The organism is Desulfovibrio sp. TomC (assembly GCF_000801335.2).
Taxonomy (GTDB): Bacteria; Desulfobacterota; Desulfovibrionia; order Desulfovibrionales; family Desulfovibrionaceae; genus Solidesulfovibrio.
Window position 1 is genome coordinate 180,161 of record NZ_JSEH01000009.1, and the last position, 24,852, is coordinate 205,012.

Consider the following 24,852-nt stretch of genomic DNA (forward strand, 5'->3'; position numbering starts at 1 on the left):
CCGCCCGGCCCTGACCGTAGGGTCCAGGGGCCGGGCGGCAGGCCGCAGCGGCACAGGCGGCCGGAGATTGCGCGCTTAAGCGTAGGAGCGGGTATGGGTGTTGTTGGCCAGGGTCTTCTTTTTCATGGCCAAAATAACATCGACCACAGCCGCCACCACGTCCTCGACGTCTTTGGCGTTGTTGCAGATGGTTGGCGAAACGCGCAGCAAATCGTGGCCCATGACCTTGAGGTTGGCGATGGCGAAGCGGTGCTGCTCGTACACGTGCTTCATGACGTCGCCGGCGACGATGCCGTCGGGCGTCTTAAAGAGATAGACCGAGCTGCGCAGCCGGGCGTTGCTGGTTGGCGTGGCGATCCACTGGGCCGCGGTTTTCGGGGTGAAGTCTGGGAAGACCTTGGGCAGGTGTTTGAACAGCGCCTGCTGGACCTGTCCGCCCAGGTAATGGATGCGGGCTTCGATTTTGGCCGGGGTCACGCCCGGGTGCAGCTGGCCGGTGTGGAACAGGGCCGCCATCCAGGTGGCGACCAGGGTGGCGTCGTTTTGCTGGCCGAGATAGGAAAACCGCTTGGCGTTGGGGTCGATGGTCCCGGTACTGGCCGCAAAGCCGTAATCAGCCGGGGTGTTGATGTATTCGTCGTAGCCCCAGATGCTTGGGGTGAAGCGCTCGGCCGCGCCGTGCTTGTTGTTCATGTACAGGATGCCGACCATTTTCGGGCCGCAGGGCCATTTGTGGAAGCTGCCGGCGATGCTGTCCACGTCCACCTGTCCGAGCTTGAGGTCGAGGACGCCGAAGGTCTGGGCGCTGTCGGCGTGGATGTGGATGTTCTTGTTGACCGCGCGCAGCTCCGAGACGATGCGCTGCATGGGCAGGACCATGCCGCATTCGTTGGACTGCCAGGACAGGGTCACCAGTTTGGTCCGCTCGTCGACCAGGGCGAGCAGGGCGGCGATGATCTCGTCCTCGTTTTGCGGGTCCGAGGGGATGGTGCCGGCCTTGCGTTCCGCCTCGGTCACGGAGCTGGCAAACATCTTGGTTTTGAGAATGCGAATCGAGTCCGCGCCCCATCCCTGGGTGGCCTTGCGGTACATCCAGGCGTCGTAGTTGGTGGGATGGTTGACGTCCCAGACCACGATATTGTCCTTTTGCGGGTCCATGAAGCCGGAGGTCACGAGGCCGTTATTCACGAAGTTGTTGCCCATGGTGGAATTGGCTGTGAGCGCCAACAGGAAATCGGCCTTGGCGTCCGATCCGCCGAGGCCGAACCAGTCCTTGACCGCGGTCAGGCCATGGCCAAGGCTGGCCTTTGCCAGTTCGCCGCGCATGGGAAAGGAGATGTCGGCTTCGAGCAAATCGCGCACCAGGGCGGCCATCCGGTTGACCGGCTTCAAGGACGGGCACAGGTTGGCGGCGTTGACCGAGATGGAGGCGAACCCTTTGCGGTCGAAATAGTGGTTGAGCAGGCGATCCCACTGGGCGTTGTTGTCGCTGGCCAGGGCGTCGGCGGCAAAGGCCCGGCCCTCGGCGCGCAGTTCGTCGATCAGCGCCTTGATGCGGGCCATGGCCTGTCCGGCGGCCAGACTGGTTTGTCCGGGTGCGGACGTTTTGGCTTTGGCGGCCCCGAAGGCCATGCCGGGCAGCATGGCCATGGAGCCCGCGCCAAGAGCCATCAGGCCAAAAAATTTGCGACGGGAGACGCTATTCATGGGAGAGTCCCTCCTTGAAGGGTTTCGAGCTTTACCGGGGTGAATGGTCGGGAAAGCGCCCCGGAGGATGCGTTCGTTTCGTCTGCTGGCGACCGATGCGGATTTCACCTTGTCTGTTAGCACTGCAACGGACTGTCTGGAAAGCCGGTTCGCAAAGAAAACAACCTGAAGTTTCCGTTTCAGGCCCGGGGCGGCTGTTGTGGCGCCGTCGCAGCGGTCTGGCAGAGATCTGGCAAGGCGGCGCACGGCTGCAGCGCAAGGGGGGGCGTGTTGCGCCGCTGCGGTCCTGGGTGCGGCGAATGTATCTTGTGATATTCTACAGCGCCCAGATATGGATTCGGCATTATTGGTATACAGTGTAAACTTATGCTTCAGGCGAATCCTTCCTTCTGTATAGATACTATCCACCAGCTTTCTCACAAAAACAGCAACAGGCTTGAATAACCGCGTGTTTTCCTATGGCATCGCTTTTGCTTGGAAAGGTTCATTCTGTTTCCATGGAGGACACAATGAGAGCGATTGCAGCGGGATTGGCTTTGGCCGTGGTGTTGATGACTGGCGCCCAGGCCCTGGCCTCTTGGGGGGACGGGACCGGGGCGTGGTGGATGGACGGCGACGAAGCCCCTGTCGCGGCGGGAACCGGCGTGTGCGGCACGTGCACCGGTGGTCAGGCCTTGGGCGGCCAGGGCGCAGGAACCGGCCTCGGCCTTGGTCTTGGCTTTGGCGACGGCACCATGCCGGCCCCCCAGGACGGCACGGGTTTCGGCAGCCCCTGGACGCGCTAGATAATTTTACAGCCGACTGATTTGCGAAAAAGCGCGTTGCGGTGTGTCCTCCCGCAGCGCGTTTTTTTATTTTGGGAGCGTGGGGGGACTATTCAGCATGACGATGGCCTTTGTGGCTGGCCTTACAATTCTTAGCTGTGATATCAGACAGGGGAAATGTCACACTAAAGACAGTTCTTCATGAGTTTTTATTTGGAGAACGCTAATGAATTTCGAACGGATGTTCTCTGTTTATGGTTTAATATATTAAGTACCACTTGTCTTGGCTGTTTTGAATATGTTTTCGTACTTATCAAAAAGGTGCTGGATGCCTTCTTCGCGAGAAGCTTCAATTTCGAGTTTTTGCCTAAAGAATTCATAACGATACTTTGCTTCGTGCAAAATATCACTCCATTTTTTTATCCAGATAGTCGCATTGCCTTTGCTAAAGATGCAACCGTATGGTCGGTCGTCTGAATTTGCTTTAGTTTCTGCAAACTTGCTAAAATCATTGCTTATTAAGTAAAATGTCCATATCACGTCGCTTTTTGAAAAACGTTCGTCGTCGATCACTGAAAACGCATATTTTTCAATCTGTGTGATTTCGTCGGGTCCGATCTTAACCCTTGGTGCCTTTAGCTCAAGTACTAAATGCTCAAATTTTTTATCAGGCCGGGTGATCTTCCTTGACATCATTATGTCAGGAATTCCGCCTTCGTCAGTTATTAACTTGACATCACCAATCTGTTCGGCGAGGTCGGAACGGTCCAAATGCCGTAAGTGTTTTATTAGTACTTGTTTTAAAGATTCGTCATCGGTGTCTAGAGTGTATTGTTCTCCAAAAACCCACAATTCATGGACTAGTAGTCTGTGAAGCTGTGTTCGTTCGCGAAGATGCTTTTTCCATTCTTTGGAAAATATAATTTCTTCAAGCCCAAGAATCGTGTCAATGCGCTTTGTGACTATGTTCGCTGCATTTAGTACTGATTCTAGGCTTGTTCTTTCAAGTAGCTCAGCGAGTTCGTCTTGCTTGTCTTTGGGAAGTCGCAATACTTCATTGATTATTTTGATTGCATTTTGTGGTTTATTTTCTATGGCTTGACGCAAAAGACGTAAAGTTAATTCTTTGGCGTCATTTTCTCCGTCTCTGAAGGGTTTGTGGTGTTCGTATACGCGAGCGGCGACAATATCAAAAACTTGCGATTCTGCTTTTTTGACAGGATGAGAAATCTCATCTTCTGTGAACGGGTAGATTTTGTCCTCTTTCCATTTCTCGACAATTTTTGAGGCTTCTTCTGCCGCGAGTTCCGTGAAGTAGTTTCTAATTTTATCTTTGGCTGTGTCTAATAAAGCTTTGTACTTTTGGTTTAAAGTTTTGGCAGCGAGTTCATTCGTTTTGTATAGTTCGTCAATTGATTCTGATTGTAAATATGCAGTAAAATCATATCCTGGGAACTTAATAATCCCATCGATCTCATCTCGTGAGAAGCCTTGCGTGTCGCACAAATATAGTTTTTTGCCCTTGTATGCTATATTCCACTCAATGATAGTCAGCTCTGCCTCTCCAGTTATATCTTGGATCGTCTCCAGTATGAATTTCTTCTTTCGTTTAATCGTAAGGGATGGATCTAGAGCTTTGCGATCATATGTAACATTTACATCTTTGTACTGCATCAAATACAAAGCTATGCTCTGAAGAATATCGACCTGAGAAGTATTTGCAACGAGTGTGTCCACCTTTTTGTCGGATATTTGGTCAATCCTTAATACCGTTCCCGTCTTGTGAAAGGTTGTTTCTTTGGGTTCGGTAGAACGATAGGAATTTAACTTGTCTTTTATTACGCTAATTTGGTAGGAATAGAGTTTCTCGTTGCGCTTGAAAGTTGTGTTCCATGTTGCATGCGCTCCAAGTGCGAAGGCTTTGAATCTTCCTTGGCCAAGTGATCCATGGACAGTGCGACCTTCTGGTGTTCTTGTTCGAATTTTTTTTAGAGAATCTCCAATTTTCCCAAATGATGAATCAAGTTCACTCGGATCAATCCCATCTCCGAAGTCTTTTACTTCAATTGCAGAAATTCCACCAAGATTTGAAGTTTCAAAAGTAACTTCTACTGCGGAGCCTCCGGCATCAAGGGCATTCCAGATCAACTCAACAATGGCCGTTGTAGGATTAGATCGTGAAAGCCTATCTAGATGGTCTTGCGTTGTCTTAACGTTCCCTATTGCCATGCTTCACCATAACTATTGTTCTATAGTGTTCGGACGCAATCATTTAAGACGATTCCTTTCAATTTCCAGGGAACATCCCAAATTACAAACTTTGACTAAATTAACTTCCCAGTGCTCATAACGCAACCCATATATTTGGGGCCCTTCCGTGTTTTTCAGGGGTTGCCCTGCTAACGCCTGGTTTGCTATTCTCAGGAAGTACAGGCGTACTGGAAAGAACACTTCCAGCCAGTGCCGAAACGGTAACGGGTCGGAGCCGGCGTTGTGCCGGTTCCGACCCGTTGGCGCTACGCCAGGGGCGCTTTCCCCCCGGCTTCGCAGTCCGGGAGCGGCAGGCCGCCACTCCCGGTTGTATGACGCACTCTACCACGCGAAAAGCGGAAAGCTCTTGGCAAAGGGCTGCACTTCTTTGCGGATCTCTTCGAGCTTGGTGTCGTTGCCCACAGCCTTGATGGCCGCGTCGATCCAGGTCACGATCCTGGCCATGTCGGCCTCGACCAGACCGCGGGTGGTCAGGGCCGCCGTGCCCAGACGCACGCCCGAGGTGACAAAGGGCGAACGGGTCTCAAAGGGCACGGTGTTCTTGTTCGAGGTGATGCCGGCCAGATCCAGGGCGTGCTCGGCGTCTTTGCCGGTCACGTCCGTGTTGGTCAGGTCCATCAGCACCAGATGGTTGTCCGTGCCGCCGGAGACCAGATCATAGCCCAGGGCGGTCAGCCCGGTGGCCAGGGCCTGACAGTTTTTCACCACCTGGCCCTGATAGACCTTGAAGGTGGGTTTGAGCGCCTCGCCAAAGGCCACGGCCTTGGCCGCGATCACGTGCATGAGCGGGCCGCCCTGGATGCCGGGGAAGATCTGGGAATTAAGCGTCTTCCCGTTGTCCTCGGTGGACAGGATCAGGCCGCCGCGCGGACCGCGCAGGGTCTTGTGCGTGGTCGAGGTGGTGTAGTGGGCATACGGAATGGGCGAAGGGTGGTGGCCGGTGGCCACCAGACCGGCGATATGGGCCATGTCGACCACGAGCTTGGCCCCGACTTCGTCGGCAATGGCCCGGAAGCGCGGGAAGTCGATGATGCGCGGGTAGGCACTGGCTCCGGCCACGATGACCGTCGGGCGGTGCTCTTTGGCCAGCCGTTCGACCTCGTCATAGTCGATGGTGCCGGTCTCTTTGCGGACGTGGTAGAAAACGATGTTGAAAAGCTTGCCCGAGAAGTTGACCGGCGAGCCGTGGGTGAGATGGCCGCCGTGGGAGAGGTCCATGCCAAGCAGGGTGTCGCCGGGCTTCATGGCGGCGAAATAGACGGCCATGTTGGCCTGGGAGCCGGAATGGGGCTGGACGTTGGCGTACTCGGCTCCAAACAGGGTCTTGACCCGGTCGCGGGCCAGATCCTCGGCCATGTCCACGTACTCGCAGCCGCCGTAGTAGCGCTTGCCCGGATAACCTTCGGCGTACTTGTTGGTGAGCACGCTGCCCTGGGCCTGGCGGACGGCCACGGAGACGAAATTTTCAGAAGCGATCATTTCGAGCTTGCCGGTCTGGCGCTCGATTTCCAGGCACACGGCCCGCCCGACTTCGGGATCGGCAATAAGCAGGTCTTCCATGGGCGTCTCCTTCTCAATGCGTTCGGGGGGAGGCCCGATCATCGGACATCCCCCCGTGTGCGGCAATGTGGCCGGGCGCGCGGTCCGGCCTCGTCACTACTCGGCAAAGGCCTTGAAGATCAGGCTGGCGTTGGTGCCGCCAAACCCGAACGAGTTGCAAAGCACACTTCCCACGGCCATCGTGCGGGCGACGTTTGGCGTATAGTCCAGGTCGCACACCGGGTCCGGGGTGTCCAGGTTGATGGTGGGCGGGATGACGCCCTCCATGATGGTCTTAACACTCATGACCGACTCGATGCCGCCGGCAGCGCCTAAGCAGTGGCCGATCATGGACTTGTTGGAGGTCACCGGCACCTTGTAGGCATGGTCGCCGAACACGGTCTTGATGGCCGTGGTCTCGCAAGAGTCGTTGAGCGAGGTGGAGGTGCCGTGGGCGTTGATGTGGGCGATCTCGGAGGGGGCCATGCGCGCCTCGCGCAGGGCGGCCCGCATGGCCAGGGCCATGCCGGAACCGTCCTCGGGCGGAGCGGTCATGTGGTAGGCGTCGCCCGATGCGCCAAACCCGGCCACTTCGGCCAGGATGCGCGCGCCGCGGGCGGTTGCGTGTTCCAGGGATTCGAGCAGCAGCAGGCCGCAGCCCTCGCCCATGACAAACCCGTCGCGGTCGGCGTCAAAGGGACGCGAGGCCTTGGCCGGATCGTCATTGCGGGTGGACAGGGCCTTTAAGGCATTAAATCCGCCAACCGCCAGGGGCGTGATGGTGGATTCGACGCCGCCGCAGATGGCGGCCGTGGCCCGGCCGAGCATGATGTCCGAGGCGGCGTAGCCGATGCCGTGCAGTCCCGAGGCGCAGGCCGAGGTGGTGCAGACATTGGAGCCGCGCGCGCCGGTGGCAATGGAGACCTGCCCGGCGGCCATGTTGGCGATCATGGTCGGGATGAAAAAGGGCGAGACACGCGAAGGGCCCTGTTCCATGAGCTTGGCGTGGGTGGCTTCGAGGGTTTCGAGGCCGCCCAGACCGCAGCCGATGATGACGGAAACCATCTCGGCTTCCTCAGGGGCGATCGTGTACCCTGCGCTCTCCATGAGCATCATGGCGGTGGACAGGGCGTAAATGGTGAAACGGTCGAGACGTTTGGCCAGCTTGGCCGCGACAAACGGTTTGGAATCGAAGTCTTTGACTTCGCAGGCAAAGCGCGTGTCGTAGGCCGTGGCGTCGAACCTGGTGATGGGGGCCGCGCCAGAGACGCCGGCCACAAGGTTCTGCCAGCTGCTGGCCAGATCGTTGCCGAGGGGGGTGATGGCCGCAAGGCCGGTAACGACTACCCGATGTAAGGTCATGGCGCTTCCGTCCGCAAGCCGGGGCGGGCAGAAAGCCGCAACGCCGCCCCGGCCCGACTGGGCGTTTGGGGCTTATTCGCCCTTTTTCTTTTCGATAAAGGAGATGGCGTCCTGGACTTTCTGGATCGTCTGGGCATCCTCGTCCGAGATTTCGACGCCAAATTCTTCTTCCATGGCCATGATCAGCTCGGTCAGATCCAGGGAGTCGGCGCCCAGGTCATCCACGAACTTGGCTTCGGGAAGCACTTCAGCGGCGTCCACGCCAAGCTGATCCACGATGATCTCTTTGACTTTTTCCGCGACAGACATGATGTCCTCCAAGTAAGGGCCGTATGACGTTTCGGTTACATGTACATGCCGCCGTTGATACCGAGAACCTGGCCGGTCACATAGGCGGCGTCGTCGCTGGCCAGATAACTGACGGCAGCGGCGATCTCCCCGGGAGCGCAGGCGCGCTTGGCCGGAATGCGGTCGGCAAAGGACGCCTTGACGGCATCGGGTAAAACAGCGGTCATGTCGGTTTCCACAAAGCCCGGGGCCACGGCGTTGACCGTGATGTTGCGGGCGGCAAGCTCAAGGGCGGCGGATTTGGTCAGGCCAATGAGGCCAGCCTTGGCCGCTGCGTAGTTGGCCTGCCCGGCATTGCCGGACTGGCCGACCACCGAAGTGATATTGATAATGCGGCCGGTGCGGCGCTTCATCATGATCTTGGCGGCCTCGCGCAGGCAGATAAACGCCCCGATCAGATTGATGCGGATAACGGCCGCGAAATCTTCGTCCTTCATGCGCACGATCAGCCCGTCGCGGGTGATGCCGGCGTTGTTGACCAGGACGTGGAGATCGGCGTCTTTCATATGGTCGGCGAAAAAGGCGGCCACCGCCGCAGCGTCGCCGGTATCGAGCGGCAGGGCGCGGGCAATGCCGCCGGCCGAGACGATTTCGTCGACCACGGCCGCCGCCGCTTCGGGCTTGCTGACGTAGGTGACGACCACAGCGTAGCCGTCGGCGGCGAGGCGTTTGGCTACGGCCGCGCCGATGCCGCGCGAGCCGCCGGTGATAAGCGCCGTAGGCATGGCAGAACTCCTTGTCGCCGGCCTCGGGGGAAACCCGGGGCATGCTCACAGTCGTTGACGGGAAAGGCGAAGGCAATTGCCCCATCCTGGGCGGGCAGGGCGACACCCTAGCCGAAACGCCCGCACACGGCAAATCCGTTTTCCGGCCGTTTCGTCGGCGGCAGTTGCCGCGGACGAAACGGCGTATCCCTGGGCAACGCCGAAAAACCAGGGCGTTGCGGCCGGGTCGGGCCGGTCGGGGGCGTCCCCCGAGCCGGGCTAAAACTGCAGCAGGGACGCGCCCCAGGTGAATCCGCCGCCAAAAACGGCCAGGAGCACCAAGGCTCCGGGCTGGATGCGACCGGTCTGCCGGGCTTCGGCCAGGGCGATGCCAACGGACGAGGCCGAGGAATTGCCGTAGCGGTCGATAGTGATGACGCACCGCTCGGCCGGAATGGAAAGTTTCTTGGCCACGGCGTCGATGATGCGCAGGTTGGCCTGATGCGGAATGAGAAAATCCACCCCGTCGGCGGCGATGCCGGCCCCGGCCAGCACTTCCTCGCACACGGCGGTCATGTTGCGCACGGCATGCTTGAAGACTTCCTGCCCGGCCATCTGTACGAAGAAATTTTCATCCACCACGTCGCCGAGTTTCAAGGGTGCGGCCGAACCGCCGCCCTTGACCGTCAGCAGGTGGCCAAGAGACCCGTCGCTGTAGAGTCGGGCATCGACGATGCGGGCCGAGCCTTCGCCCGGGGTGGCGGCGATAATGGCGGCGCTGGCCCCGTCGCCGAAAAGGACGCAGGTGCGGCGATCCGCCCAGTTGGTGCGCGAGGTGAGCACTTCGGCGGCGCACAGGAGCACCTTGGCCTCGGGATGCAGGGCCACGATGGACCGGGCCGTTTCCAGGCCGTAGACAAACCCCGAACAGGCGGCATTCAGGTCCTGGGCGAATTTTCCACGGATGCCGAGCTTTTCTTCCAGCAGGCAGGCCGTGGGCGGACAGTAGAAATCCGGGGTGAGGGTATAGACCAGGATATGGGTCAGCTCGTCGGCCGTCATGCCGGCATCGGCCAGGGCGGCCTTGGCCGCGCCAAGCGCCAGATCGGAGGTGGCTTGGCCGGGGACGGCCACGCGGCGCTCCCGGATGCCGGTGCGGGTGGTGATCCACTCATCGGTGGTGTCGACGATCTTTTCCAGATCGGCGTTGGTCACCACGTTTTCCGGCACATAAAAACCCAGACCGCGAATGAAAAAATCGTGTGTCATGAAGGGGAACCGTCTTAGCGTTGGTCGTTGGCGGCCGGCCGGCGGGTGCCGGCCAAGTCGATATTTGCGGCCACGGCCTCGGACAGATGGGAATTGGCTTCCATCGCCACAAAGCGGGCAGCCATGCGCACGGCGCTGGACATGGCCTTGGAATTGGATGCGCCGTGGCAGATCAGGCAGCTGCCCTTGACGCCCAGCAGCGGGGCTCCGCCGTATTCGGCGTAATCGACCAAGCGGGAGAAGCGTTTGAGGGCGTTTAAGGCCAGCATGGTGCCGATCTGGCCGAAAAAGCCCCGGCGCAGCTCGCCTTTGAGCAACCGCCCAAGCGACGAGGCCAGACCTTCGGCCTGCTTGACCACCACGTTGCCCACAAACCCGTCGCACACCACCACGTCCACGTTGCCTGTAAACAGGTCGCGGCCCTCGATGTTGCCGACGAAATTGAGCGAGCTGGCCCGCAGCAGGTCAAAAGCCTCTTTGACCAGCAAATTGCCCTTGCCTGATTCCTCGCCGTTGGACAACAGCGCCACGGTCGGGTTTTCCCGGCCGAGCATGGTCTTGGCCAAGACCGAGGCCATGACGCCGAACTGGAGCAGGTGGAAGCCCTTGCAGTCCACGTTGGCTCCCACGTCGATGATGACGGTGTGGGAGCGTTCGGTGGGCATGAACGTGGCAATGGCCGGCCGGTCCACCCCGGGCACGCGCCCGATGGTGAACATGGCGCAGGCCAGGGTGGCTCCTGAGTGGCCGGCGGAAATGACGCCGTCGGCCTCCCCGTCGCGCACGAGGTTGCAGGCCACCTGAATGGACGAATCCTTCTTGCGGCGCAGGGCCTCGGTCGGTTTCTCCTCCATCTCCACCACCTGGGAGGCGTGGACAATGGAAACAGGCAGCCCTTTGGCGTCGTAGCGCGCCAACTGGGCCGTGATCGCGTCCTGGTCGCCGACAAGGATGATTTCGGCCTTGCCGGCCTTGGCGGCGTGCAACGCGCCGGGCACCACGACGTGGGGACCGAAATCCCCGCCCATGGCGTCCACGGCGATGCGCGGCTTGTTATTCGGCATCGTCCTTCCGCAGCATCTGGCGACCGCGGTAGGTGCCGCAGCTCGGGCAGATACGGTGGGGCAGGGTGGGCTCGCCACAGGAGCAAAGAACCACCGCAGGTACCGGAACGTGGTCGTGGGCGCGGCGCATGCCTTTGCGGGACTTGGAGATTTTTCTATTAGGAACAGCCATGGCGATTACCTCGCGTCAAGGGTTGGGAGAGCTTAGCAAACAAAGCGCGTCAAACAGGCGACAATGCCTAGTTGGAACCGCGCGGCACCTTTAAATTACGCAATACGGCCATTCTCGGGTCGCCGGTCTCGGTCTCGCAGCCGCAGGACCCCTCGCCCAGCCGTACGCCGCAGCGGGGACACAGCCCCGGGCAGTCTTCATCGCAAAGCGGCTTGACCGGCAGCGCGAGCAGGAACTGCTCCCAGAGAAGGCTCCCCGCGTCAAGCTCCAATATTTTCCCACGGCGACGGACCAGCCCGGGTTCCAGGCTTTGTTCGTCTTCCAGGGGCAATTCTTCGTAGAGGTCGAAATTCGTGTCCACGGCCAACAGGACATCCTCGGCGCACCGGTCGCACGGGGTGACCAGCGCCCCGCGCAGCCAGCCGGCCAGGAGCACGCCCCGGCCCTGCGGGGTCACGGTGAACGCGGCGGCCAAGCCCGTATCCGGGAGATCCAGGCGATAGGGCAGGGAAAATTCCGCGATGGAACCGGACCACAAGGTCTGGTCGGAAAAAGAAAATTCCCGGCCGGTTGCCGGGATGTCGGTAATATCGAGCCACAGTTCGGACATGGGTACCCCTCGCGAAGAAGAGTGTGCTAGACCCTGGGTGACGTCTTGTCAAGAAAAAGCTTGCCAAGGTCTTCCAACCCATGTACCTCACAAAATTCTTTGCGTCACTGTGAAAAACGCGCGTTTGCCCAAGCTCCGCCACGGGGTTTTTTTGGCGGGCAAAACCGCGAATCATGTTTCCGGAGGGATCAAATAATGGCTAAGATCTGCGATCATTGCGGCAAAAAGCCCCAGAGCGGCAACAACGTGAGCCACGCCAACAACAAGACCAAGCGCCGTTTCGAGCCCAATCTCGTCAACGTCCGCGCCCAGCTGCCCTCGGGCGAGGTCAAGACCATCACGGTGTGCACCCGTTGCCTGCGTTCCGGCGCCGTGGTCAAGCCGGTTGCCAAAACCGCCGCCTAGCGCGTCCGGTTGTAAAGCTTTCTGACGGTCCGCTGCGGCGGACCGTCTTTTTTTGCGTCCTCCCGTCCGTTACGAACCCTCCTCCTCTTCCGACGGCGGCGTGACCAGCACCCGGTCGATGCGCCGGCCGTCCATGTCCACCACCTCGAAGACCGCCCCGTTGGCGGCAAACGTCTCGCCGATATGCGGGATATGGCCCAGGCGGCTTAAGATGAACCCGGCCAGGGTGCCGGCGGCGAAGTCTTCCGGCCAGGGGCGCGGCAGCCCCAGCGCCGCCGCCACCTCGTCCACGGGCGTGGCTGCGTCCGCCAGAAGCGACCCGTCGGGCCGGCGCACCAGATCGGCTTCGGCTGCGCCGGCCTGCCCGGCCAGCTCGCCCACCATGTCGGCAAACACGTCGGCCACCGTCACCACCCCGACCGCCTCGCCGTATTCATCCACCACCAGGGCCAGTTTGAGTCCCGGGGTGTCCCGGAAAGCGAGCAGCAGGTCGATGCCGCGCATGGTTTCGGGCAGATAGTGCGGCTGGACCAGATAAGCGGCCAGGTCAAGGCGGCCGGCGCGGATGCGCCCGGCCAGCACGTCCCTGGTCCGGACCACGCCAAGGACATTGTTGAAATCACCGCGGCACACCGGAAACCGGGTGTGGCTGCTTGTTAGCATCTGCTCAAGGATCGTGGCTTCGTCGGCCTCGATATCCAGCCAGTCGGCCCGGGAGCGATGGGTCATGATGACGCCGAGCGGCCGGTCGGCCAGCCGCAGCAGGCGTTCCATGATGTCGTGCTCGGCATCCTCGATGACCCCGTGGCGGCGGCCTTCGAGCAGGATTCCCCGGATGTCCTCCTCGGTGACGGTTGGCGCGCCCTCGCCGCCAAGGCCCAGCAGGCGCAGGGTCGCCCTGGTGGCCAGGCCCAGGAACCAGACCGCCGGGCGGCTGACCAGCATGAGCCAGCGCATGGCCGGGGCGGCGAACAGGGCGATGGGTTCGGGTCGGGCCAGGGCCAGCCGTTTGGGCGCCAGTTCGCCCAAAAGCAGGGTGAGCAGGGCGATGGGGGCAACCACGCCGGCCAGGGACAGGGCCTCGGCATAGGGGGCCAGGGCCGGCGTCCAGGCCAGGGCGGCGGCCAGAGCCGGAGCCAGGGTGGCTCCGCCGTAGGCGCTGCCGAGCACCCCGGCCAGGGTGATGCCGATCTGCACCGCGGCCAGGAAGGCCTCGGGGTGCTCAAGCAGGCGCAGACAGGTCCTGGCCCGGCGGCTGCCGGCTTCGGCCAGGGCTGTCAGGCGCGCCTTGCGCGAGGCCACCAGAGCCATCTCGGCCATGGCAAAAAAACCATTGAGCCCAATCAGGGCCAAAACGATCAACAGCTGGACGGGTACGGTGGTCATGACTGCTCTCCAGGAAGACGAACCTGGCCGGTAACCGGGCGAGTCAATCTAGTCCGGCCGGATCGTGGGGGCAATGGCGATCCGGGGGCGTCTTGCCGGACGGGATGAATTGGCGTAGCCTGAATGCTCTCAGATAATTTTGGTTATTTCTTTGCAGTCTTTACAGTGTGCATCGGACCTCGTTTTTCATCTTTTGCGGCGCATTGATTTACGGGAATAAAGGCATGATGTGGTGTTGGCTGGTGCAGGCGCGGCAAGTGCTGGTGCTTGCGTTGCTGCTGCTGTTGTCAAGGCAGGTCTGTCTTTATGCAAGTCAGCCGCCAGTCATTGTCTTTGGCATCGTTCCCCAACACGCATCCGTGGAACTGGCCCGCCAATGGGGGCCGTTTCTGACGTATCTTGAGGGAAAGACAGGGCTGTCGCTGGTTTTCGAGACGGCGACAGACATCCCTACGTTCGAAGAGCGTCTGGACGCCGGCCGCTATGACGTTGTGTACTGCAACCCTGCCGACTATGTGCAGCGAAGCAGCGTACCCGGCTACCGCGCCTTTGCCCGGGAAGCCGGCGTGCGGCTGCAAGGCCTGGTGGTCGTTCCCAGGGACAGCCCGGTGACCAGACTGGACGAACTGGCCGGGGCGACCCTGGCTTTCCCTGCGCCTCTGGCTTTTGCCGCCACCCTGCTGCCCCTGGCCCATTTCAAGACCCAGGGCCTCGCGGTGACGCCATCCTATGTGGCCACCCACGACTCGGTCTACATGGCCGTGGCCCGGGGATACTTCCCGGCCGGCGGCGGCATTCGCCGCACCTTCGACAATAGCCCGCCGGACATTCGTCAGACGTTGCGCATCATCTGGGAGTCGCCGCCGTACACGCCGCATCCCCTGGCCGCCCATCCCCGGGTGCCGGCCGAGGCTGTGGCCCGACTGCGGGCAGCGCTGGTGGCCATGGGGAACGACGCGGCCGGGCAGGAGATCCTGGCCCGGATGCACTTTTCCGGCTTCGAGGCCGGCGTCGACGCCGACTGGGACGATGTGCGTCAGCTGTTCGGCTTGCCGCCGGCCGGCAGCCGGCAGACCGGATTGCCATGACCTTTCGCCTGAAAACCATCCTTGGCATCGCGGCCATTGAAGCGTTGCTCTTGTGCTTTCTTATCGCCGGCGATCTCGAATTTCTGCGCCGTTCCACCCACGACCAACTCGAGAAGCGGGCCGCCGCCATGGCCGGCCTGTTCGCCGTTGCCGTCAAAACCGATCTGCTCGCCCTGAACCTGTCCGGCCTGCAAAGCCAGGTGGACGCCCTGGCCCGGGACCCGGCCATCTTGTTCGTCGAGGTTGGCAGCAGCCGTCTGGGCGTCCTGGCCCGCAACGAGTATGCCGCCATGAGCGGGGAGGCCGATCCGGCCGAGACCAGCCGGGTCCGGGCCGACATCAGCGAGGGCGGGGTGACCTTTGGCTGGGCCTCGGTGGTCCTTTGCGACGTCTCCATCGACGCGGCGCTCAGCGCAGCCCGTCAAAAAGCCTTGCTGATCGGCTTGACAGGCATGGCCTTGTCGGCGGTCTTTTCCTGGCTGCTCGGCTCCTGGCTCACCCGCCAGCTCGGCGGGCTGGCGGCAGCCTCCGAAGCCATGGCCCAGGGCCGGTTCGGAGGCACAGTCCCCCTGGCCGGCTCCGACGAACTGGGCCGGGTGGCGGCGGCGTTTAACCACATGTCCAGGGAGCTTGCCCGATCCTATAGCGAACTATCTGAAAAAGCAGCAAATTTTCAGGCTTTTTACGACACCGTGGATACCTGCCTCATGGTTGTGGCTGCTGGCGGCGACATCATCATGGCCAACCCGGCCCTGTGCGACCGGCTGGGCCACACCGCAGCCGAGCTGGCCGGGCAGCAATTGTTGGCGCTGTACGACGCTTCCGGAAACCAGACCATCCCGCCGCGCATAGCGGGTCTGGCCGTCGGCGAGGTGGCGACGCTTGGCGTTCCCATGCTGACCAGCCAGGGCGAGCGCGTGCCCATGGAGACCCGGGTGGTGCGCGGGGTCTGGGCTGGAAAAACCGCCTATTTTGCCATTGGCAAGGATGTTTCGGCCCTGCATCGTTCCGAGGAACGCTTCCGTTCCATTGCCGATTTCACCTATGACTGGGAGTATTGGATCGCCCCGAACGGGCGCTTTGAGTGGGTGGCCCCGGCCTGCCGGCGCATCACCGGGTATCCGCCCGAGCGTTTTTTGGACGATGCGGGTTTTCTTGTGTCCATCGCCCATCCCGAAGACCGCCCGATTATCGCCGCCCACATGCGCGTGGCCACCGAGGCCGCCCCGGACATGTGCACCATCAATTTCCGCATCATCCGCCGCGACGGCACAATCGCCTGGATCGAGCATTGCTGCCGGGCTATTTTCGACCCGGACGGCGCGTTTCTTGGCCGGCGCGGCAGCAACCGCGACGTGACTGAACGCAAGCGGGCCGAGGAAGCCATCGAAGCGGCCCGGGAGGCGGCCGAGGTGGCCAATCGGGCCAAGAGCCAGTTTTTGGCCACCATGAGCCATGAAGTGCGAACGCCGCTCAACGGCATCATGGGCATGTTGCAGATGCTAAACGGCCTGGACCTGCCGCCGGAGCAGCGGGAGCTGGTCTCCATTGCCCTGGAGTCCTCACGCAAGCTGCTGACCATCTTAAACGATATCCTGGACATCGCCCGCATCGAGGCCGGCAAGGTGGTGCTGTGCCACGAGGAGCTGGCCCTGGCCGGCCTGCTGCCGTCAGTGGCCGGCATTTTCGCGGCCGATGCGCGGGGACGCGGAGTTGGTCTGGATGTGGCCGTGGCCGAGGATCTGCCGAAAGCCGTGGTGACCGACGAGGGCCGGCTGCGCCAGATTCTGTTCAATCTTGTGGGCAATGCCGTGAAGTTCACCCGGGTTGGGCGCATCGGCTTGTGGGTCGGCCCGCTGCCGGTGCGGCCGGCCGGCGGCGGCTGGACGCTGCTTTTCATGGTGTCCGATACCGGCCCGGGGATTGCCGACGACAAGATCGGTTATGTTTTCAACCGGTTCAGCCAGGTGGACGACGGTCTGTCCCGGCAATTCGGCGGGCTGGGGCTGGGGCTGGCCATTGTCCAGCGGTTTGTCGGGTTGCTTGGCGGTTGCGTGTGCGTGGACAGTACGGTGGGGCAGGGCACGACCTTTTACGTGACGGTTGCGGTCGGCCAGCCGAGTGCGTCGGAGGCCATTGGGGCCGACAACGCGGACGCACCGGACGAGGTTGCGGCCGCAGCCGGGCTGGCCGGCAGCCTGAACGTGCTTGTGGTCGAGGATGAACGGATAAACCAGATGACCATGGGCAAGTTCCTGTCCAAGATGGGGCATGTGGCCGTCATGGCGGATAACGGGCAGGCGGCCCTGGAGCTGCTGGCGCGCCAGCGGTTTGATGTGGTGCTTATGGATATCCGGATGCCGGTCATGGACGGCGAGGAAGCCACCCGCGCTATCCGGGCCATGGCACACGGGCCGGCCGACATTCCCATCATCGCGTTGACCGCCCACGCCATGAAGGGCGATGTGGAGCGCTTCCTGGCCTGCGGCATGGACGCCTATCTGGCCAAACCCGTGGATTTCGAGGCCTTGCGCCAGACCATCGCCCGGACCTGGGCCGCCCGGCGCAGGAGGTAGGGCCGCACTCGGAAACGGTCGCCGGGCAGCATACGCAAAGCCCCCGGATGCGGCACATCCGGGGGCTTTGTCGTTTTGCGGTCCGGCCGTTACAGCGACAGCGCCCGGTCCAGGCGGGCGAGCACCCGGTCGCGGCCCATCACTTCCATGGTCTCGAACAGACCCGGGCTGGCCGTGGCCCCGGTGATCGACACCCGAAGGGGCTGGGCGATGAGCTTGAACTTGAGTTCGCGCTCATCCAGATAGCCCTGCACCGCGGCTTCCATCGAGGCCTGGTTGAAACAGCACAGGCTGGACAGGATCTCGCGCAGCCGGGCCAGATGGCCCCGCACGTCGTCCGTGAAAAACTTTTTGACCGCAGCCTGGTCGTATTCCAGGGCCGCATCCGCCACCACGAAGCATTCGGCCTTTTGGGCCATCTCTTCCATGGTCTGGGCCCGGGCCTGGAGGAGCGGCACGATGTGGGCCAGATAGTCGAGGTCGAGGTCGGCATGGCCCCGGCGCTCCAGGAAGGCGTTGAGGATGACCGCCAGCCGCGCCGCCGGGCTTTCCTTGATGTAGTGGGCATTGAGCCACAGGAGTTTGGCCTTGTCAAAGACCGCGGCCGAGGAGCCCAGGTTGTCGGCGGTGAAATGCTCCACCAGCTCCTCGCGGGAAAAGATCTCCTGATCGCCATGGGCCCAGCCCAGACGCACCAGACCGTTTAACATGGCCTCGGGCAAAAAGCCCTCGGTCTCGTATTCCATCACTGCCGTGGCCCCGTGGCGCTTGGACAGCTTCTTCTTGTCCGGCCCGAGGATCATGGGCACATGGCCGAAACGGGGCAGCTCGAAGCCCAGGGCCTTGTAAATCAGGATCTGGCGCGGGGTGTTGTTCAAGTGGTCGTCGCCCCGGATGATGTGGGTGACGCCCATGGTGGCGTCGTCCACCACCACGGCCATGTTGTAGGTGGGCGAGCCGTCGCCCCGGCGCAGCACCATGTCGTCCATCTCGGCATTGTCGATGGAGACCGCCCCCTTGACCATGTCGTGGACCACGGTGGCCCCGGTCACCGGGGCCTTGAGGCGCACCACCCGGCCCGGGCCGGGTCCAAGGCCGGCTTCGCGGCAGCGGCCGGAATATTTGGGCTTAAGCCCCTTTTGCCGGGCCTCCTCGCGCATGGCTTCCACCTCGTCCGGGGTGCAGGAGCACCAGTAGGCGTGGCCGGTTTCCAGCAGCTTGTCGATATATTCATTATATATGTCGAACCGCTGGCTCTGGTAGGTGATCTCGCCGTCATGGTCGAGACCCAGCCAGGCCATGGCGTCGAGGATCGACTGGGTCATGTCCGACTGGGACCGGGCCAGATCGGTATCCTCGATGCGCAGCAGAAACTTGCCGCCGAGATGCCGGGCCAGCAGCCAGTTGAAGATGGCCGTGCGCGCGCCGCCGATATGCAGATAGCCCGTGGGACTCGGGGCGAAACGGGTGACGATGGTGCTCATAGAGGCTCCGGATACGAGGGTGACGGGGACAGGCCCCGGGATGTGGATCGCAGTCTGGGAGCAGGGTGCGACGCGGCTTTGGCCGCGCCAGCCTGCCGCTTGCGTGGCCGGGAGGTAGCGCCTTTGCCACGCCTCGTCAACTCATGTGGGCTGCTGTTGGCCGCTGCCGGGTGTTGGGCCTGATCGGGCCGACGCCGGTCGTTGTCGGCCGGGACGCGCCAGGGCCGGGGCACTGACAGGGATGGGCAAAGGAGGCAAGGCGTGCTAGATGGCCGGCAACACGACGCGACCGGCCTGCCGCCGGGCCACGGAGTCCCTTGATGCCCAAAAAAATCGTCACACTGGTGCTGTTCTTTTCGATCTTCTTCATGTTCCTGACAGCGCTTGTCATGTTCATCGTTCCGCCGGCCCGGGTGGCCTCCTGGGCCGACTGGAATTTTCTCGGGCTCTCGCGTCAGGCCTGGGAAGGTGCCCATCTGGCCATGGGCCTGCTTTTTCTCGCCGCCGGCGTGGCCCATCTGCTGCTCCACATCGACGAACTCCTCGACCATCTGCGCGACGACGAGGGGATCGTCGTCGTTTTCACCAAGCCGTTTCTCATCGGCCTTGCGCTGACCATCGGCGTCTTCGTCGCCGCCCTGGCCGGAGCGCCGCCCGTGGGCCAGCTTGTGGCCCTGTCCGGACATATCAAGGAACGCACGGTCGAAACCTACGGCGAACCGCCGTACTCGCTGGCCGAACGCTCCACCCTGGCGGATTTTGCCCGACGCATGGGCATGGAGACCGACAAGGCCCTGGCGCTCCTGCGTCTGCGCAACATCAAGGCCGAGTCCGCCGACCTGACCCTGGCTCAGATCGCCCGGCAAAACCGGGTGGCCCCGGGCGGCGTGTTCGAGGCCCTCAAAATGGTCATGGAACCCTCCGGCGGCACGACGCCGGGGCTGCCCAAGGACCCGCCGCCGGGCCTTGGACGGCGCAAACTCTCCGATATTTGTGAAGAATACGGGCTGGACATGGCCCAGGCCCTGTCCCGGTTGACCGGAGCCGGCTACAAGGCCCAGCCGGCCTGGACCCTGACCGAGACGGCCCAGGCCAACAACATCCTGCCCATTACGGTGTATGAGGCGTTGCGTGCGGAAAAAATTCCGACTCCCACGCCGGTGGAGGTGACTTCGGGCGGCGAGCCGGTCAAACCGTCCCCGGCCAGCCCGGTGGAAGCGACGCCGACGACGGCCCAGCCGGCCAGTCAGGCCCATACGCCGGTCCCGGCTCCGACGATTGTCCAGACTCCGGCCCAGCCGGCGGCGGGGGCGGCCGTATCGACGCCGTCCATCCCGTCTCCCGCCATCCCCCCGGCTCCCGGCTATGCGACGCCGGCCCCGGGGGCCGGCAGTACTGCCGGCCATGGGCCGTTGCCTCCGGTGGCCGCTCCGGCCGCTCCCGGCTACGGGTCGGCTCCTTCGTCCCCGGCCCCGGGCTATGGGGCCGCTGCCACGCCGGCTGCCCCGGGCTATGGGGCTGCCCCGGCCCCGGCCGCTCCCGGGTATGCCCCCTCGACTGCCCCAGGCGCGGCCCCGGCCGCACCCGGTTACGGGTCGGGCGTCCAGGGCCATGTCCCGGGCTACGGGACGGCCCCGCCAGCCCCGCCAGCCGTGGCCGCGCCCAGCACGCCGCCGCCGGGCCTGGAGAAGATGATGCTGCAAAGCTTTTGCCGCGAATACGACATCCCGTTGTCCACGGCCGTGCAGCGCCTGGGCCGGCATCGCATCACCGCCTTTGGCGACATGAGCTTTGAAGAGCTGGCCCTGGAAAACAACCGCACCCCGGCCGACATCATGCGGCTGATCGTGTCGCCCTAAGGGCAGACCGACGCCTTTTCGCCCGCTCCATTGGAGCGGATGTCCACCGTTCGTCCAGTCGGCCGTCCAAAAGGGCGCGCCGCCGCCTTCTCGTTCGCCCGAATGGAATCCCAAACAAAGCGGGCCGCCTCACTGGAGGCGGCCCGCTTTGGCGCTTTGGCGCTTTGGCGCTTTGGCGCTTTGGCGCTTTGGCGCTTTGGCGCTTTGGCGCTTTGGCGCTTTGGCGCTTTGGCGCTTTGGCGCTTTGGCGCTTTGGCGCTTTGGCGCTTTGGCGCTTCGTATCCGAATGCACCGTGTGCCCTGCGACAGGTCTGGTCCTGTTTTTCGGGTGCGCCGCCAGGAAGCGGGCGCATCACGAGAATGCGGCCGGGGGGCGCGCAGGCGTGCGGCGCCAACCCATGGCAGCCTCATCCACTCTTGCAGGGGTCCGGGGGCGACTTGCCGGTGAACCCACGGTTCTCGGCTGCACCGGAGGCCCAGGCCACCCTATTACAGGGGTCCGGGGGGATGATCCCCCCGGCGGGGTTCGGGGCAGCGCCCCGATTTTCTCTTGTATAGCCCCGCGCTACACAGGCGGGCGGACTTCGACGCGGTTGCGGCCGGCGCTTTTGGCTTGGTAGAGGGCGGCGTCCGAGGCGGCGAGCAGGGTTTCCGGTTCGAGGTCCATGTTGGGGACCACGCCGGAGATGCCGATGCTGACGGTGACCAGATCGGCCACGGGCGAGGTGGCGTGTTCGATGGCGGCGGCCCGGACATTGCTGCGGATCAGGCCGGCGATGGACAGCGCGCCGGCCAGGTCGGTACAGGGCAAAAGGGCCACGAATTCCTCGCCGCCGTAACGGGCGGCAAAGTCGCCGGGGCGCTTGAGGGCATCGACGATGGCTTCGGCCACGCGGCGCAGGCACAGGTCGCCTTGCAAGTGGCCGTAGGTGTCGTTGTAGGCCTTGAAACAGTCGATATCGATCATCAGCGCCGACAGCGGGGTGCCGTCGCGGCGCGAACGCAGCCATTCCTTGCGAAAGGCGTCTTCGAAGCAGCGCCGGTTGGGCACGCCGGTCAGGCCGTCCTGGTTGGAGAGCTGCTCGAATTTGCGGGTGAGCGCTTCCAGTTCGCGTTCGCGGGCCTTGCGCTGGTCCATCTCCTCCTTGAGGCGAAGGGCGGAGCGGACCCGGGCGCGCAGTTCCATGCTGTTGACGGGTTTGGCCAGAAAATCCATGGCCCCGGCCTCGAAGGCGCGCTCCAGGCTGGCGGCCTCGTCCTTGACCGTGACGATGATGATGGGGATGTCGCGCAGCCGGTGGTCGGCCTTGATGAGCCGGGTGGCGTCAATGCCGTCCATGTCGGGCATGACCACATCCATAAGGATGAGATCAATGTCCGGGAGGTCGTATTTGCGGCAGCGATCGTCAAGCAGGGCCAAGGCTTCGCCGGCAGACCCGGCGCACAAGGGATCGACGTATCCGGCTCCTTTAAGAATAGTGGAAAGGAGCAGTCGGGAGGAATCGGAGTCGTCCACAATAAGGATATTCATGCCGGTCCCAAAGAGACAGTTTGTCGCGAGGCGTTCAAATGGCGCTCGGGCATGGCATTGGGTGCGGCGCACCGTGGCGTGTCCTGGCGAACCAAGCCGCAAAAGTTGTATTTCACGATGGAGATAATGACGTATTGCGGGAAAAAAGCAACAGTCAACCGCAATACGGCAGTCCCAAATGGTCGGCGAGATGGCCCATGGTGTCGCGGTCGGCGAAATCAAAGCGCAACGGGGTCAGGGTGATATAGCCCTCGGTCAAAAGCGCCCGATCCGTGTCCGGGGTGAGCGCTTCGGGGGGGATGACGCCGGTGAGCCAGTGGTAATCGCGGCCGCGCGGGTCCTGCCGGGTGACATACCAGTCGTTGTAGACGGCGGATGTCGGCGGACAGATTCGCAGGCCCAGGGTTTCGGGCACGGGCCGGTTGGGGAAATTGAGATTGAGCACGCAGCGGGGCGGGGCGGCCTCCCAGGGCCGGCCGGCGATGAAGGCGGCGGCGTATTCGCCCTGGCCGGTCAGATCGGTCGGGGCATAGTTGTCGGCGGAGACGGCCACGGCCGGGTAGCCCATGAGCGCGCCTTCGGTTGCGGCCGAGACCGTGCCGGAATAGAGGATGTCCACGCCGACGTTGGCCCCGGCGTTGATGCCGGAGACGACGAGGTCGGGTTTTTCGGTCATGAGCGTGGTCAGGGCCAGCTTGACGCAGTCGGCCGGGGTGCCGGAGACGCCAAGGCCCCGGAAGCCGTTTTCGACAAATTCCTTGACCCGAAGCGGCGAGGCAATGGTGATGGCATGGCCCACGGCCGACTGCTCGGAGATGGGGGCCGCCACCAGGACGTCGTGCCCGGCGGCCACGAGACCCTTGTAGAGATGGCGGATGCCGACAGCCTGAATCCCGTCGTCGTTGGTCAAAAGGATACGCATGGTGCCTCCCGGCCGGCCGCGGTGGGTCCGACGCCGGGCACTATGCCCAAGGCGGCCGGGATTGACAACCGCTGCCGCCCCGGGCAACCTCGCGTACCCACATAACCCAAGCCATGCCGGACGTTGCCGCTGTGATAGAAAAAAGCCGATTCGTCAAAGACCTCGCCGCCGGCCAGAGTGCCGCCGATGTGTTCTGCCTGGGGGCGGCCCGGCTGGGACAGGCCAAGAACGGCCCGTTCTGGACGCTGGTCCTGGAGGACGTCACCGGCCAGATCGAGGCCAAGATCTGGAGTCCGGCGGCCCAGGCCTACGCCGATCTGGCGTCGGGCCAGTTCGTCTGGGTCGAGGGCCAGGTCGGAGCCTACCGCGACCGGCCGCAGGTCAATATCGACCGGTTGCAGGTGCTTTCACCGGAGCAGTTTACGCCGGACCTGGCGCTTTTTGTGCCGTCGAGCGCCGAGCCGCCCGAGGGGCTTCTGGAGAAGCTGGCCGAGCTGTGCCGGGCTGAAATTTCCCACGCGCCGTGGCGCAAATTCACGGCCCGGGTCCTGACCCACGCCGACTTCCGCGACCGGCTGATCGAGGCCCCCGGGGCCAAGAGCGTGCATCATTCGTACCGAGGCGGGCTTTTGGAGCATACCCTGGCCGTGTCCCGGCTGGTCCTTGCCATCTGCGACCGCTATCCGACCCTGGACCGGGACACGCTGCTGGCTGCCGCCGTGTGCCACGACCTGGGCAAGGCCTGGGAGCTGACCAGCGGTCCGGGCCGGGACTACACCGATGCCGGGCGGCTGTTGGGCCATATCGTCATCGCTTTGGAGCTGTTGGACCCGGTGCTCAAAAAAAGCGGCATCGAGCCGGAGCTGGCCCTCCATTTCAAGCACATCCTTCTGGCCCACCACGGCGAATACGCCTTTGGTTCGCCGCGCCGGCCCAAGACCGCCGAAGCCTTTGTGCTCCATTTCGCCGACAACATCGACGCCAAGATGAACCAGATTTTCGGGACCTTTGACGATGAAACCGACGAGGCCGGGACGTGGTCGCCCTATGTGCGCACCCTTGAACGCTATCTCTACAATCCGCCGCGCACCCCCCGGGCCGTGCCCGAGAAAGCCCCGAAACCCAAGGAAAAGGACGCCCACCAGTGTTTGTTACCTTTGAAGGCGTAGAGGGCTCGGGAAAATCCACCCAGATCGGGCGGCTTTGCACCGCTCTGGAGGCAGCCGGCCGCCCGCTCCTGGTGACGCGCCAGCCCGGCGGCTGCGAACTTGGACGCACCCTGCGGGCCATCCTGCTATCCCAGCAAAGCAGCAATTTAAGCGACCGGGCCGAACTGTTTCTCTATCTGGCCGACCGGGCCCAGCACGTGGCCGAGGTCATCGGTCCGGCTGTGGCGGCCGGACAGGTGGTGGTGTGCGACCGGTATGTGGATTCCACGGTGGCCTATCAGGGCTATGGCCGGGGGCTTGATGTGGACCTGCTGCTCTCGCTCAACGCCGTGGCCGTCGACGGCCTCATGCCCGACCTGACGCTGTTGCTCGACCTTGATCCGGCCTTGGGCCTGACCCGGGCCCTGGCCCGCAACGACGCCGCCGGCACAGCCGTCAGCGAGGGCCGCTTCGAAGCCGAGCACCTGGATTTCCACACCCGCGTGCGCCAGGGCTATCTGGCCCTGGCCGCCGCCCAACCCGAACGCTTTGTCCGCATCGACGCCTCTCCCGGCCCGGACGCGGTGGCCCAAGCCGTGTGGCAGGCCGTCTCGGCCCGGTTGTCGGCCACCTAAGGCGTTTC

At 62.8% G+C, this 24,852-nt stretch carries 21 protein-coding genes; 7 read left to right on the plus strand and 14 right to left on the minus strand.

Annotated elements, in window-relative coordinates:
- Nucleotides 1-75 precede the first annotated feature (75 nt).
- Nucleotides 76-1,707, minus strand: a complete 1,632-nt coding sequence (locus NY78_RS10795) for an aminotransferase class V-fold PLP-dependent enzyme (RefSeq protein WP_043635465.1) — start codon at nt 1,705-1,707, stop codon at nt 76-78.
- A 509-nt stretch (nt 1,708-2,216) separates the two neighbouring features.
- Here NY78_RS10795 and NY78_RS10800 point away from each other — a divergent pair.
- On the plus strand, nt 2,217-2,492 hold the full coding sequence (locus NY78_RS10800; RefSeq protein ID WP_043635468.1) for a hypothetical protein: 276 nt from the start codon (nt 2,217-2,219) through the stop codon (nt 2,490-2,492).
- A 246-nt stretch (nt 2,493-2,738) separates the two neighbouring features.
- Here the strand turns inward: NY78_RS10800 and NY78_RS10805 are convergent, their stop codons facing one another.
- From NY78_RS10805 to NY78_RS10840, 9 genes are all read right to left on the minus strand, one after another.
- Nucleotides 2,739-4,700: an ATP-binding protein gene (locus NY78_RS10805; protein ID WP_082139969.1), complete on the minus strand. Its 1,962-nt coding sequence runs from the start codon at nt 4,698-4,700 to the stop codon at nt 2,739-2,741.
- Between the two features lie 363 nt (nt 4,701-5,063).
- Nucleotides 5,064-6,302 carry a serine hydroxymethyltransferase gene (gene glyA, locus NY78_RS10810; RefSeq protein WP_043635474.1) on the minus strand — a complete coding sequence of 413 codons (1,239 nt, stop codon included), beginning with the start codon at nt 6,300-6,302 and terminating at the stop codon, nt 5,064-5,066.
- A gap of 96 nt (nt 6,303-6,398) precedes the next feature.
- Nucleotides 6,399-7,643: a beta-ketoacyl-ACP synthase II gene (gene fabF / locus NY78_RS10815; RefSeq protein WP_043635476.1), complete on the minus strand. Its 1,245-nt coding sequence runs from the start codon at nt 7,641-7,643 to the stop codon at nt 6,399-6,401.
- A 72-nt stretch (nt 7,644-7,715) separates the two neighbouring features.
- Nucleotides 7,716-7,952: an acyl carrier protein gene (locus tag NY78_RS10820; RefSeq protein ID WP_024823430.1), complete on the minus strand. Its 237-nt coding sequence runs from the start codon at nt 7,950-7,952 to the stop codon at nt 7,716-7,718.
- 35 nt (nt 7,953-7,987) lie between these two features.
- Nucleotides 7,988-8,716 (minus strand): 3-oxoacyl-[acyl-carrier-protein] reductase, encoded by a 729-nt coding sequence (gene fabG / locus NY78_RS10825; RefSeq protein ID WP_043635479.1) that lies wholly within the window; start codon nt 8,714-8,716, stop codon nt 7,988-7,990.
- Between the two features lie 258 nt (nt 8,717-8,974).
- Complete coding sequence (locus NY78_RS10830; protein ID WP_043635482.1) at nt 8,975-9,964, minus strand: beta-ketoacyl-ACP synthase III; 990 nt, start codon at nt 9,962-9,964, stop codon at nt 8,975-8,977.
- 14 nt (nt 9,965-9,978) lie between these two features.
- Nucleotides 9,979-11,028: a phosphate acyltransferase PlsX gene (gene plsX, locus NY78_RS10835; RefSeq protein ID WP_043635484.1), complete on the minus strand. Its 1,050-nt coding sequence runs from the start codon at nt 11,026-11,028 to the stop codon at nt 9,979-9,981.
- Nucleotides 11,018-11,200 carry a 50S ribosomal protein L32 gene (gene rpmF / locus NY78_RS23700; RefSeq protein ID WP_024823426.1) on the minus strand — a complete coding sequence of 61 codons (183 nt, stop codon included), beginning with the start codon at nt 11,198-11,200 and terminating at the stop codon, nt 11,018-11,020. The genes plsX and rpmF overlap by 11 nt, the downstream gene beginning before the upstream one ends.
- Before the next feature lie 67 nt (nt 11,201-11,267).
- Nucleotides 11,268-11,810 (minus strand): YceD family protein, encoded by a 543-nt coding sequence (locus NY78_RS10840; protein WP_043635487.1) that lies wholly within the window; start codon nt 11,808-11,810, stop codon nt 11,268-11,270.
- Nucleotides 11,811-12,005: 195 nt separating this feature from the next.
- On the opposite strand from NY78_RS10840, the gene rpmB reads away from it, so the two are divergent.
- Entirely contained in the window at nt 12,006-12,215 is a 210-nt protein-coding gene (gene rpmB / locus NY78_RS10845) for a 50S ribosomal protein L28 (protein WP_043635489.1), read from the plus strand.
- A 69-nt stretch (nt 12,216-12,284) separates the two neighbouring features.
- Here rpmB and NY78_RS10850 read toward each other — a convergent pair whose 3' ends face one another.
- On the minus strand, nt 12,285-13,601 hold the full coding sequence (locus tag NY78_RS10850; RefSeq protein ID WP_043635492.1) for a hemolysin family protein: 1,317 nt from the start codon (nt 13,599-13,601) through the stop codon (nt 12,285-12,287).
- Nucleotides 13,602-13,825: 224 nt separating this feature from the next.
- On the opposite strand from NY78_RS10850, the gene NY78_RS10855 reads away from it, so the two are divergent.
- Nucleotides 13,826-14,689: a phosphate/phosphite/phosphonate ABC transporter substrate-binding protein gene (locus NY78_RS10855; protein WP_053062192.1), complete on the plus strand. Its 864-nt coding sequence runs from the start codon at nt 13,826-13,828 to the stop codon at nt 14,687-14,689.
- Nucleotides 14,686-17,265, plus strand: a complete 2,580-nt coding sequence (locus NY78_RS23110) for a response regulator (RefSeq protein WP_053062193.1) — start codon at nt 14,686-14,688, stop codon at nt 17,263-17,265. Before NY78_RS10855 ends, NY78_RS23110 begins: the two co-directional genes overlap by 4 nt.
- An 89-nt stretch (nt 17,266-17,354) precedes the next feature.
- Here the strand turns inward: NY78_RS23110 and gltX are convergent, their stop codons facing one another.
- Nucleotides 17,355-18,749: a glutamate--tRNA ligase gene (gltX, locus tag NY78_RS10865; protein WP_043635496.1), complete on the minus strand. Its 1,395-nt coding sequence runs from the start codon at nt 18,747-18,749 to the stop codon at nt 17,355-17,357.
- Between the two features lie 320 nt (nt 18,750-19,069).
- Between gltX and NY78_RS10870 the strand changes: the two genes are divergently transcribed.
- A complete protein-coding gene (locus NY78_RS10870; RefSeq protein WP_043635498.1) occupies nt 19,070-20,608 on the plus strand; it encodes a DUF4405 domain-containing protein in 1,539 nt (512 codons plus the stop codon).
- 565 nt (nt 20,609-21,173) lie between these two features.
- On the opposite strand, the gene NY78_RS10875 is transcribed toward NY78_RS10870, so the two are convergent.
- Both NY78_RS10875 and surE read right to left on the minus strand, forming a co-directional pair.
- On the minus strand, nt 21,174-22,139 hold the full coding sequence (locus NY78_RS10875; RefSeq protein ID WP_043635501.1) for a diguanylate cyclase: 966 nt from the start codon (nt 22,137-22,139) through the stop codon (nt 21,174-21,176).
- A 154-nt stretch (nt 22,140-22,293) separates the two neighbouring features.
- Complete coding sequence (surE, locus tag NY78_RS10880) at nt 22,294-23,061, minus strand: 5'/3'-nucleotidase SurE (RefSeq protein WP_043635504.1); 768 nt, start codon at nt 23,059-23,061, stop codon at nt 22,294-22,296.
- A gap of 131 nt (nt 23,062-23,192) precedes the next feature.
- On the opposite strand from surE, the gene NY78_RS10885 reads away from it, so the two are divergent.
- Both NY78_RS10885 and tmk read left to right on the plus strand, forming a co-directional pair.
- Nucleotides 23,193-24,230: a 3'-5' exoribonuclease YhaM family protein gene (locus tag NY78_RS10885; RefSeq protein ID WP_231583914.1), complete on the plus strand. Its 1,038-nt coding sequence runs from the start codon at nt 23,193-23,195 to the stop codon at nt 24,228-24,230.
- The gene (tmk, locus tag NY78_RS10890) at nt 24,206-24,844 is read left to right on the plus strand and encodes a dTMP kinase (RefSeq protein WP_043635588.1); all 639 of its coding nucleotides are present in this window, start codon (nt 24,206-24,208) and stop codon (nt 24,842-24,844) included. Before NY78_RS10885 ends, tmk begins: the two co-directional genes overlap by 25 nt.
- Nucleotides 24,845-24,852: the final 8 nt, after the last annotated feature.

Excerpts from the sequence above, each read along its gene's own strand:
- NY78_RS10840 (WP_043635487.1), bottom strand. The coding sequence starts at position 11,810 with ATGTCCGAACTGTGGCTCGATATTACCGACATCCCGGCAACCGGCCGG.
- surE (WP_043635504.1), bottom strand. The coding sequence starts at position 23,061 with ATGCGTATCCTTTTGACCAACGACGACGGGATTCAGGCTGTCGGCATC.
- NY78_RS10855 (WP_053062192.1), top strand. The coding sequence starts at position 13,826 with ATGATGTGGTGTTGGCTGGTGCAGGCGCGGCAAGTGCTGGTGCTTGCG.
- fabF (WP_043635476.1), bottom strand. The coding sequence starts at position 7,643 with ATGACCTTACATCGGGTAGTCGTTACCGGCCTTGCGGCCATCACCCCC.
- rpmF (WP_024823426.1), bottom strand. The coding sequence starts at position 11,200 with ATGGCTGTTCCTAATAGAAAAATCTCCAAGTCCCGCAAAGGCATGCGC.
- glyA (WP_043635474.1), bottom strand. The coding sequence starts at position 6,302 with ATGGAAGACCTGCTTATTGCCGATCCCGAAGTCGGGCGGGCCGTGTGC.
- NY78_RS10795 (WP_043635465.1), bottom strand. The coding sequence starts at position 1,707 with ATGAATAGCGTCTCCCGTCGCAAATTTTTTGGCCTGATGGCTCTTGGC.
- plsX (WP_043635484.1), bottom strand. The coding sequence starts at position 11,028 with ATGCCGAATAACAAGCCGCGCATCGCCGTGGACGCCATGGGCGGGGAT.
- NY78_RS10870 (WP_043635498.1), top strand. The coding sequence starts at position 19,070 with ATGCCCAAAAAAATCGTCACACTGGTGCTGTTCTTTTCGATCTTCTTC.
- NY78_RS10830 (WP_043635482.1), bottom strand. The coding sequence starts at position 9,964 with ATGACACACGATTTTTTCATTCGCGGTCTGGGTTTTTATGTGCCGGAA.
- NY78_RS10800 (WP_043635468.1), top strand. The coding sequence starts at position 2,217 with ATGAGAGCGATTGCAGCGGGATTGGCTTTGGCCGTGGTGTTGATGACT.
- fabG (WP_043635479.1), bottom strand. The coding sequence starts at position 8,716 with ATGCCTACGGCGCTTATCACCGGCGGCTCGCGCGGCATCGGCGCGGCC.
- NY78_RS10820 (WP_024823430.1), bottom strand. The coding sequence starts at position 7,952 with ATGTCTGTCGCGGAAAAAGTCAAAGAGATCATCGTGGATCAGCTTGGC.
- NY78_RS10875 (WP_043635501.1), bottom strand. The coding sequence starts at position 22,139 with ATGAATATCCTTATTGTGGACGACTCCGATTCCTCCCGACTGCTCCTT.
- NY78_RS10805 (WP_082139969.1), bottom strand. The coding sequence starts at position 4,700 with ATGGCAATAGGGAACGTTAAGACAACGCAAGACCATCTAGATAGGCTT.
- rpmB (WP_043635489.1), top strand. The coding sequence starts at position 12,006 with ATGGCTAAGATCTGCGATCATTGCGGCAAAAAGCCCCAGAGCGGCAAC.
- gltX (WP_043635496.1), bottom strand. The coding sequence starts at position 18,749 with ATGAGCACCATCGTCACCCGTTTCGCCCCGAGTCCCACGGGCTATCTG.
- NY78_RS10850 (WP_043635492.1), bottom strand. The coding sequence starts at position 13,601 with ATGACCACCGTACCCGTCCAGCTGTTGATCGTTTTGGCCCTGATTGGG.
- NY78_RS23110 (WP_053062193.1), top strand. The coding sequence starts at position 14,686 with ATGACCTTTCGCCTGAAAACCATCCTTGGCATCGCGGCCATTGAAGCG.